Genomic DNA, 9,977 nt, shown 5'->3' on the forward strand with positions numbered 1-9,977 from the left:
ACTCCTTTCTTTTCCTAAAACTCTGCATACTTATACATATAATTTTTTCTTGGCTCAACAACATCACCCATTAAAAGTGATACCATTTTTTCTGCCTTAGCTGCATCTTCAATAGTAACTTGGAAAAGAGTTCTAGTTTCTGGATTTAAAGTTGTATCCCAAAGCTGATCCGGATTCATTTCTCCAAGACCTTTATATCTTTGAATTAATGCTCCTTTTCCTATTTCTTTCTTTACTTTCTCTAACTCTTCATCACTATAGGCATATTTTGATACTTCTTTACCCTTTACAAGTTTATAAACTTTATATAAAGGTGGTTGTGCTAAATAAAGATGACCATTTGCAATAAGTGGTCTCATATATCTATAAATATAAGTCATCCATAAAGTTCTAATATGGAATCCATCAACATCAGCATCACTCATTATTATAATTTTATCGTACTTTAAATCTTCTTCCTTATAATTATCTAAAGTTCCTGTTCCTATTGCTGTATTAAATATTTTAAGTTCTTCAGATGCTAGTACATTTTCAAGTTTTTGCTTTTCTGTATTCATTATTTTACCTTTTGAAGGCATTATAGTTTGGAATCTTCTATCTCTAGCTTGCTTTGCAGAACCTCCGGCAGAATCTCCCTCAACTACGATAAATTCATTTACAGTATTATCTTTTAATGTACATACCGCAACTTTACCAGCAAGTGGTGCTGTTCCTTTACCTATTTTTTTCTTTTCAGCTTCATTTATCTTTTTAATTTTCTCTCTTCTTTGAGCCGCAGCAAGAGCATTATTTATAAGACTTGTTGCAACTTCTTTATTATCTTCTATCCATTCACAAAGCTTAGTATATGCTAAATCATTCATCATAGTATAAGCTTCTGAACTTCCTAATTTTGTCTTAGTTTGACCTTCAAATACAGCATTAGTAATCTTAATTCTAACTATAGCTGTCATTCCTTCTCTTAAATCATCACCTTCAAACTCTTTATCCTTTTCTTTAATAAGGCCTAGCTTCTTTGCCCACTCTTTAAAGGCTCTTGTCATACCGGTTTTAAATCCTGATTCATGAGTTCCCGCTTCTGTAGTAGGAATATTATTAACATAACTTGCAATATATTCAGTTGTAGAGTCTGTAAATTGCATACAAACCTCTCCATACATTGAAATATTATTTATTGCTCTTTCCCCTTCAAAAAGGATTGGTGTAGGATGAATAGTAGTTTTACTTTCATTTAAATAATCTATAAAATCAAGTAAGCCTCTTTCAGAATAGTATTCTTTTCTAATCTCTTCATCTTTTCTTCTATCTATAAGTTCAAGATGTATTCCTTTATTTTGGAATGCAAGCTCTTGCAATCTTTCATCTATAATATCAAATTTAAAATCAGTTGTTGAAAAAATTTCTCCATCTGGTTTAAATGTAACTCTAGTACCGGTATCCTTTGACTTCCCTACAATTTCTAATGCTGTAACTGCAGTTCCTGGCATATCTTTTTTAATATCTTTATCATAAGCATATTCAAATCTTTGTTTATATATATTTCCATTTTGATGTACTTCAACTTCAAGCCATTTAGAAAGTGCATTAACTACTGCTGCTCCAACTCCATGAAGCCCTCCTGATGTTTTGTAGTTTTTATTATCAAACTTACCACCAGTGTGTAATTCAGTAAATACCATTTCTACCCCTGATTTTTTCTTAATTGGATGAATTCCTGTTGGTATTCCTCTACCATTATCTATAACAGTAACACTTTTATCTTTATTTATAATAATTGTTGCTTTATCTCCAAATCCATTAGATATTTCGTCTATCGAGTTGTCTAATATCTCCCATATACAATGATGTAATCCTTTTGTTCCTGTAGATCCTATATACATACCGGGTCTAACTCTAACTGGTTCAAGTTTCTCTAAAGATGTCAAATCCGTTACATCATATTTACTATTAACTTCATTATTCATATAAACCTCCAAAATTATAACCTATTAACACTTAAGTAATAATTTAGATATAATTATACAATTTCATAATATCAAAATCAAACTAATGTTCTTTATTAACGTTTTTTATTCTATCATACTTCTGTGTTTATTTAAAATTTTATTGAAAATCCCCTTAAAGTCCTATCTTTTACGGTATTTAATTATAATCTATTTTATATTAATTAGTAACTACTTTAAGAGTTTTTCTTTTTTGCTTTATAAATATTTAATATGTATTCCCTATTTTTTAATATTAACTTATTTATATCTTATCCTCATTATTTAAATTTACAAGTGATTTTTCTTGGACTATTTAATTTTAATATCTATTAGTAAATTAACAAGGTAGTTTTTTATAATAAAAATAAAAAAATCAAATCCCTTTATAATTATATAAACTATAAAGCAATTTGATTTTTATAATAAAATATTATTTTTTTAAAATCTTAAATCTAATTACTAATTAGTATTTTAAAATTGTAACTATACTATACCTTGAGCCATCATAGCATCAGCAACCTTCTTAAATCCAGCTATATTAGCACCCATTAATATATTTCCTTCTTGTCCATACTCTTTTGCAGCAGCTGCTGAATTTTTATAAATGTTAACCATAATATTTTTAAGCTTATTATCTACTTCTTCAAAGCTCCAAGACATTCTCATGCTATTTTGAGACATTTCTAAAGCTGAGCAAGCAACTCCACCTGCATTTGCTGCCTTAGCTGGTCCAAATAATACTCCATTACTTTGGAAAACTTCAATAGCCTCTAATGTACTTGGCATATTTGCTCCTTCAGCAACTACTTTCGTTCCATTTTCAACTAAAATTTTTGCTGAATTTTCATCTATTTCACCTTGAGTTGCACATGGAAGTGCTATATCACATTTTATAGTCCAAATACCTCTACAACCTTCAAAATATTTAGCAGAAGGAACGTACTCTAAATATTCTTTTATTCTTCCTCTCTTAACTTCCTTAATTTCTTTTACTACTTCAAGATTTATTCCATTTTCATCATATATATATCCATTTGAATCACTTAGTGCAACAACCTTAGCTCCTAATTGCGTTGCCTTTTGAGTTGCATATATAGCAACATTTCCTGAACCTGAAATTACAACTCTCTTTCCATCTAATGAAAGATTATTAGCTCTCATCATTTCTTCCGTAAAATAAACTAATCCGTATCCTGTTGCTTCAGTTCTTGTTAAGCTTCCGCCATAAGCTAATCCTTTTCCAGTTAAAACACCTTGATCATTAGCATTTCTAATTTTCTTATAATATCCATACATATATCCAATTTCTCTAGCACCAACACCAATATCTCCTGCTGGTACGTCTGTATCTAATCCTATATGTTTACATAATTCAGCCATGAAGCTTTGACAAAATCTCATTACTTCTCTATCAGATTTTCCCTTAGGATCAAAATCTGAACCACCTTTTCCTCCACCAATAGGTAACCCTGTTAATGAGTTTTTAAAGATTTGCTCAAATCCTAAAAATTTAACTATGCTAGCATTTACTGTTGGATGGAATCTTAATCCTCCCTTGTAAGGCCCTATAGCACTATTAAATTGAATTCTATATCCTCTATTAACTTGAACTCTTCCTTTATCATCTACCCAAGGAACTCTAAACATAATTTGTCTTTCTGGCTCTACAATTCTCTCTAATAATCCCTCTTCCATATATTCTGGATGTTTCTCAAATACCGGAATCAAAGAAGTCGCAACTTCCTTTACTGCATCTAAAAATTCTTTCTCATTTTCATTTCTTTTTTCTACTTGTTCTAAAACATTTAAAACATATTCTTTTCCTGTCATAAGCCTTCCCCCTTAATTTTCATTGCTATATTTTATACATATTTTAGGATACATTTTACATATAATCATTTCATTTGCATGACTTTTTTATATTAACAAATTTTCATTAAGTTATTTATTAATATCCTAATCCTACTTTATATATTAATCCTATTTTGGTAATTTTTAAAGTTTTTTTTGAAAAAATAACAAAAAAAGTTATGCTAAATAAATTTAACACAACCTTTCTAAAACTATTGCTTATTTATAATATTATTATTTTCTATTAATTCATTAATTAATAAGAATATATTTTTAGTAGAATCATTTTTATCGAATGACTTACAAGCTTCCTTCATATCTTCTAGTTTTTCACTATCTTTTAACAGTTCTACTATAGCTGCTCTACAACTATTTCCATCACTAATTCTTACCGCCATATTATGTTTTAATAAGAACTCTGCATTTTCTTCCTCTTGACCTGGAATTGCATCGAAAACAGCCATTGGAATATTACATGCTAATGCTTCTGTAACAGTTAGTCCACCTGGCTTAGTAATTATTATGTCCGATGCTTGCATAAACTTATTAATTTCATCTGTAAAGTATATAAGCTTTGTCTTTTTAGGACTACTTCCTATTACTTCTTCAAAATGATTATATAACTTTTGATTTCTTCCTGTTACTAATATTATTTGAAAGTCCAAATCTATATCTATTATATTCTCATAAACATCAAAAACATTGGATACTCCAAAGCTTCCTGCCATCATCAATATTGTTGGCAAATTTTTATCAAGACCTAATTCTTCAATTACTAATTGTTTTTCCCTTTCCTCAAAGAATACTTCATCCACAGGTATTCCATATGGATAAATACATCTTGATTCTACTCCTTCAGCAATCATTTTAGTAACCATATCATCATTTGCAACTATATATGCATCTACTTTATTACTTATCCAAGCTTTATGCGGAGCATAATCAGTCATTATACAAATTAACGGTATATTTATTTCTTTCTTTGATTTTAACCTTGATACCATTTCTGTTGGAAATGGATGAGTTGTTATAATAATATCTGGTCTAAACTCATCAATCAAAGGTAATAACTTATTTGCAAATATATTGTTAAGTCTAGTTACAAAATTAGCAAATTTATGATCCTTATTAGTTAAATCATATAATTTCCCATATAATTTAGGCGTTTTAGTAGCTAAATAAACATATCCACCTGTAACTGTTTTATTTAATATTGGACTTATATACAATAAACTATCTACTATTTTAACATTTATATCTTTATTCTGTTGGGTCATATAACCCTCTATTGCTTTAGATGCCCTCATATGTCCGCCACCAGTTGACGCTGACAAAATAAGAATATTCATTTAAGCTCCCCCTAACAATATAATTTATCTCGATAATCAATTTATTATTATATCACATAATTCTAAATATTAAAAAACAACTCTTCCTAATAAAGAAACTACACTTATTCCACAAGTAATTCCTAAAAACATTCCAAAAATAACATCTGTTGGATAGTGTACTTTTAAATAAACTCTTGAAAATGCAATTAATGTTGCAATAGGGCTCAATATTAATCCCAACTTTCCATTCATTTGTAATAGTACTGCTAAAGCTGCAAATGAAGATGCTGTATGACCTGATGGAAATGAATATGTTATAGGTCTATTTATTAACAATTCTTCTTCATTCTCTTGAAATGGTCTATTTCTTCTAACTATGTGCTTTATTATTCCTTCACCAATTATTGTAGTTAATATTAATGCTAAAATAACACCAATTCCAATAATTCTATCTTCAACCTTTAATAACATTAAACTTGATATAATCAACCATATTATTCCCAAATTTCCCATCATGGTTATAATAGGCATTATTCTATCAAATGTTCTATTTTTACATTTTTCACTTATGTACTTTAATCCTTTATTATCTATTATCTTAAAAAAATTAAACATCCTTTCCCTCCTTACCTATATTTTACCCCCTTTAATGTTTCACATACCGTAATATTTCCCTTCATTACACTCTTATTATATAATAAAATTCTTATATAAAGTTAATTCTTTGTTAACATTTATCTACTATTTTTCTTAATGTTTTCTTAAGAAACTAAAAAAATAAGGAGAAATAATACTACTATTTCCCCTTCTCTATTTAGTTTCATTTATTTGTTTATTTATGTTTTGAATAAATTTTATTTTTTTACCTTTTATATAATACAGATAAATAGGAATATTAGCAACAATCCCCATTAAAGTTCCACATATTATATCCCACATAGTATCATGCAAGCTATTATTTTGAGATGCAAATCCAAACAATTGATCTGTTGAAAATTCCCATATTTCCCATACAGCAGCACCTGCAATTGAAAATATTATAGAAAACAACATAGGCATATACCTTTTAAATGAATTCTCTACACTACCATTACTTACATGTAAAAATAATATATATCCTATCAGTCCAATAATAAGCCCTGATAATAAATGTAATATTTTATCGTACATAGGTATAATTATATAAAAATCAAATACATTTCCTAAATACATTGCTCCAATAATAAAAGCATAAATCAAATAAAAACTTATTCTTGCTTTTCTTAAAAAAGTTTTTTTATAAACAAAATACACTATCCATAAAGTAACTGCCATTAAGCCTATTCTAAAAAGCTTTTCTCCACCTCTAAACATGAAATCATATATTGCTGTAATAACTAATATTACCATTGTTATTAAATTTACCCTCAATGCTTTATCTTCTAATAAACTCATTAGCATACTCCTTCATAAATTAATATATTTTTTTATCTCTCATTACTAAAGCAGAAATACATCCAAATACTAGCCCTCCAATATGGGCACCATTATCTATATTACTTAGTGTAACTCCTATAAATATATTTATGAGTAAAACTTTAAATAAATTCATTATATATGCTTTTCCAATTTTATTTTTATGCCTTATTCCAAAAATAAGCATAGCTCCTAAAAGTCCAAATATTGCTCCTGAGGCCCCTACACTTATTGAATCTGCATTAAATAAATAACTAAATATGCTTCCTCCCAAGGCGGAAATTAGATATATAACTATATATTTAACCTTTCCATATACATACTCTACTTCTGATCCAATAATTTTAAGTGAATACATATTAAATGCTATATGTGCTAATCCCCCATGTAAAAATGCACATGTTAATAATCTCCAAGGTTGTCCATTATCAATTAATCTATTTACTTTTGCACCTAATGCTATAAGGGTATATAAATCAATATTATATATATTTTTAGATAAAAAAGCTGTAATTATAAAAATCAAAATATTTATACATATTAATATATACGTAACCAGACTTTCTTTATATTTCACCTTTGGATTGTTTGATTTTTCCTTTTCAATACTATAATTTAATATAGAAACAAGCGGTTTACAGCTATTATCGCTGTAAACTACTTGTTTTTCTCTTTCTGAATAAATTAACTTATTATAAGGTTGATGAATTAATGATTCATAATTTTCTGTAGTACATATAACTATATTTAAAGATATTTTTTTTGAATATAGTTTTCCTAGAAAGCTCATTGCTTCGTAATATACAAAATCACTTTCATTATTTTTACATACTACAGCAGCATAAATAAAATCTTCATTCTCCATTATAGCTATCCACTTATTTTCTTTTAAAGCATCACTATAATAATCTTTTATATAAAATCCAGCCTGTTTTGTTAGTTCACTAAATAAAACATTTTCTAATTTATTCATACTTAAATTTCTTTCTCTAGCATATCTAATAATTCATTAAATCTATCAATAGTTGCTTCTAATGGCTTAGGTGTAGTCATATCTACTCCTGCTTTCTTTAAAATCTCTATTGGATAATCACTTCCACCACTCTTTAAGAATCCAACATATTTTTCAACTGCATTAGGTTCCTTATTTAAAATACTCTTAGCAAACGCTGATGCTGCTGCATATCCTGTTGCATATTGATATACATAGAAATCACTATAGAAATGTGGTATTCTTGACCATTCAACATCAATTTCAGAATCAACTACCATTTCTGGACCAAAATATTTAACATTTAAATCATGCCATTTTGCATTATAATCTTCTGCAGTTAATGGAATACCTTTTTCAAAACTTTCATGAGTATAAAGTTCAAATTCTGCAAACATTAATTGTCTAAATACAGTAGTTCTTATTTGTTCTAATTCTTGATTTATTAAATATAGTTTTTTCTTTTTATCAGTTTCTTTATTTATTAAATGATGAATTAATAATGCTTCATTAGTAGTTGAAGCAACTTCTGCGCAGAATAATGTATAACCTGCATAATAGTAACTTTGTTCTTTTCTTGAATAATAAGAGTGAATTGAGTGACCCATTTCATGAACTAAAGTTGATACATCATTAAGTTCATAGTTATAGTTTAATAAAACATAAGGTTTAGTATCATATCCACCCCATGAATATGCTCCACCACGTTTTCCTTTATTAATATATTTATCTATCCATCCACCGTTAATTCCTTCTTGGAATATATCTAAATATTCTTTTCCTAAAGGTTGTAATCCTTCAATTGCCATTTTAACAGCATCATCAAATTCTACTCTTTCTTTAGGGATTTCAATTACTGGAACATATAAATCATACATATGCATTTCATCAAGACCTAATAGTTTTTTCTTTAAGCCTACATATCTATGAAGTGATGAAAGATTATCATCTATAGTTTTTATAGCATTAGTATAAACTTCTAAAGGAATATCATTTGGTTTTAATGATGCTTCTAATGCACTATTATAATTTCTTACTCTAGCTCCAAAATTAAATACTTTTATTGAACTAGAAAGAGTTGTTGCTAATGTATTTTCAAAAGCTTTATATTCTTTGAATAATCCTTTAAATGCTTCTTTTCTAACTTCTCTATCCTTTGATTTTATAAATGAAGAATAATTTCCTTCTGTTAATTCAACTTCTTCTCCATCTTCATCCTTAATATTACCAAATTTCATATCAGCATTTGTCATAATATTATGTATAGATGATGGTGCATCTAAACAATCTGAAGCTGCTGCAAGTAACTCTTCCTCTTTTTTATCTAATACGTGTGGTTTTTCTTTTAAAATATTTTCTAATAAGAATTTATATGGTTCAAGTCCCTTTAATTCTTCCATTTGTTTTTCTATTGTTCCATCTGGAAGAGATAAAATTTCTGGTACAACATAAGCTGTATAAGTAGCATATTCAGCCATATAAGCATCAATTTTATTCATCATTGCTTGATACTTTGTATTACTTGTATCTTCATCACATCTTAAATGTGCATAAACATAAATTTTTTCTGCTTTTCTTGATACCTTTTCATTTACTTCAAAATATCTTATTAAAGTTTCACCATCTCCAAGTTTTCCTTCAAATTCTTTAAGTTTTGGTGCTTCTTCTTGTAATTCTTTATATTCTTTTTCCCAAACCTCGTCATTAGAGTATATTTCATTAATACTCCATTTATCTTGTTCTTGTATTTCCTCTCTTTTCTTTAAAACCTTACTTTCCATAGCCCACCTTCAGCCTATCTCTATAGGCATCTCCTTTCTATTTTTATTGATATTCTTCTTCTTTACCTTCAATATCATTAAAGGCTTTTTCCATAGCTTCTTCTATTAACTCTATAGAAAGAGATAATTTTTCTTCAATGTAGTCATGATCATCTTTATATTTAAAATTAATTAAAAATGTTGGGTTATATTCATCATCAACTTCTTCAATTTCAAACCCTTCATTTTCAAATAACTCCATATTAAATACATCATATATTGCAGAGTATTCCCATTCTTCAACATCTTTATTTGTATCAAATTTTATATAAACACTATCTCCTTTAACATAAAAACCTTTTATGTATTCTGCTCCTTCTGAAACTTTATAGCTTCCAAGTTCTTTTGTTACAAATCCTGTTTCATTATCTCTTTCCATTAATATTAAGCTTGAATAATCCATAATAATGTTCTCCTTTTCGTCTTATCTTTATCTGTATTTTTCTATCCATAAACTAAAACTCATTTTATGAATTTAATTTTAGTAAACATAATTATAAAATCTTTATTATTTTATTTAAAAATGTTTATTCAAAGTTGTTAA

The 9,977-nt window shown here is 27.7% G+C and carries 8 protein-coding genes; all 8 read right to left on the minus strand.

Annotated features, from left to right (window positions below):
- Positions 1–14: 14 nt before the first annotated feature.
- Positions 15–1,964, minus strand: a complete 1,950-nt coding sequence (locus EJJ37_RS10760; RefSeq protein WP_133015579.1) for a DNA gyrase/topoisomerase IV subunit B — start codon at positions 1,962–1,964, stop codon at positions 15–17.
- Between the two features lie 504 nt (positions 1,965–2,468).
- Positions 2,469–3,815: an NADP-specific glutamate dehydrogenase gene (gene gdhA / locus EJJ37_RS10765; protein ID WP_133015580.1), complete on the minus strand. Its 1,347-nt coding sequence runs from the start codon at positions 3,813–3,815 to the stop codon at positions 2,469–2,471.
- Between the two features lie 233 nt (positions 3,816–4,048).
- Entirely contained in the window at positions 4,049–5,185 is a 1,137-nt protein-coding gene (locus EJJ37_RS10770) for an MGDG synthase family glycosyltransferase (protein ID WP_133015581.1), read from the minus strand.
- 69 nt (positions 5,186–5,254) lie between these two features.
- A complete protein-coding gene (locus tag EJJ37_RS10775; RefSeq protein ID WP_133015582.1) occupies positions 5,255–5,782 on the minus strand; it encodes a phosphatase PAP2 family protein in 528 nt (175 codons plus the stop codon).
- A 195-nt stretch (positions 5,783–5,977) separates the two neighbouring features.
- Entirely contained in the window at positions 5,978–6,601 is a 624-nt protein-coding gene (locus EJJ37_RS10780; RefSeq protein ID WP_133015583.1) for a DUF2238 domain-containing protein, read from the minus strand.
- A 19-nt stretch (positions 6,602–6,620) separates the two neighbouring features.
- Complete coding sequence (locus EJJ37_RS10785) at positions 6,621–7,595, minus strand: rhomboid family intramembrane serine protease (RefSeq protein WP_133015584.1); 975 nt, start codon at positions 7,593–7,595, stop codon at positions 6,621–6,623.
- Between the two features lie 2 nt (positions 7,596–7,597).
- Complete coding sequence (pepF, locus tag EJJ37_RS10790; RefSeq protein WP_133015585.1) at positions 7,598–9,394, minus strand: oligoendopeptidase F; 1,797 nt, start codon at positions 9,392–9,394, stop codon at positions 7,598–7,600.
- A 43-nt stretch (positions 9,395–9,437) separates the two neighbouring features.
- On the minus strand, positions 9,438–9,836 hold the full coding sequence (locus EJJ37_RS10795) for a DUF6762 family protein (RefSeq protein ID WP_133015586.1): 399 nt from the start codon (positions 9,834–9,836) through the stop codon (positions 9,438–9,440).
- Positions 9,837–9,977 lie beyond the last annotated feature (141 nt).

Origin of the sequence: Clostridium cuniculi, from assembly GCF_004353185.1 — a bacterium.
GTDB classification, from domain to species: domain Bacteria; phylum Bacillota; class Clostridia; order Clostridiales; family Clostridiaceae; genus Clostridium; species Clostridium cuniculi.